The organism is Rhizobium sp. BR 317 (assembly GCF_047445835.1).
In the GTDB taxonomy this organism is placed as follows: domain Bacteria; phylum Pseudomonadota; class Alphaproteobacteria; order Rhizobiales; family Rhizobiaceae; genus Rhizobium; species Rhizobium paranaense.
In genome coordinates this window covers 1-977 of the sequence record NZ_JARWLB010000163.1, presented here as the reverse complement: position 1 = coordinate 977, position 977 = coordinate 1, and the positions used below count along the sequence as shown (strand labels likewise).

1 protein-coding gene is annotated in these 977 nt (G+C 57.8%); it reads left to right on the top strand.

Annotated features, from left to right (window positions below):
• Positions 1–133: 133 nt before the first annotated feature.
• Positions 134–977: aldehyde dehydrogenase family protein (locus QD357_RS32535; RefSeq protein WP_414126117.1), on the top strand; the 844-nt coding region annotated here is incomplete at its 3' end.

Genomic DNA, 977 nt, shown 5'->3' with positions numbered 1-977 from the left:
AGGTGACATGCCTGGCAATCTTGGCGACAGCGCGTTAGGTCCATTGCMTAACGACCATCGATCGGACGCCCCTGAAGCAGCGCCGGCTTCTATGAGACAACGCGCGCGATTAGTTAAACAGGAGGATATACGGATGACGAAATATAAAATGCTGATTGGCGGCCGTCTGATGACGKGTGCGGGAGAAATGCCAGTCATCGATCCCTCAACTGCCGAAATATTCACCACKGCGCCCTATGCCAGCGCTACACAACTTGAGGACGCTGTCAGGGCGGCAAAGGACGCCTTTCCTGACTGGGCAGCAACGCCTCTAGAGACTCGCCGCGCCTGCTTACTTCGGCTCGCCGACAGGTTGGAGCAAGAGGCCGACGATTTTGCGCGGCTTCTTACGCGCGAGCAGGGTAAGCCCCTGCCGGAGGCGACGTATGAGGTCGGGGCGACGATTCGTGGCATCCGCTATTTCGCGACATACGAGGCAGCGCCCGAGAAACGCGACCATGCAAGAGGCGAATATGAACTGCACCGTGTTCCGTTAGGTGTGGTTGCGTGTGTGACACCATGGAACTTYCCAATGCTTCTAGCGAGCAACAAGTTCGGTGCTGCGCTCATCACTGGTAACACCGTTATTTTGAAACCCGCGCCGACGACGCCGCTGACCTCGCTTGAACTGGGACGACTGGCGGAAGGTATCTTTCCCCCTGGCGTCTTCAACGTGATCTGTGACCGGAACGATCTTGGTGCCACCCTCACCGCCCACGCGGATGTCGCAAAGGTCTCGTTCACCGGGTCTACAGCAACKGGCAAGAAGGTAATGGCTAGCGCTGCAKGCACCCTGAAGCGAGTGACACTAGAACTCGGTGGGAATGATGCGGCAATCGTCCTGGACGATGTAGACATTGACCAGATGGTTCCGCGATTGGTCATGGCGGCGTTTCTCAATGCCGGTCAGGTCTGCGTCGCGGCCAAGCGCCTATATG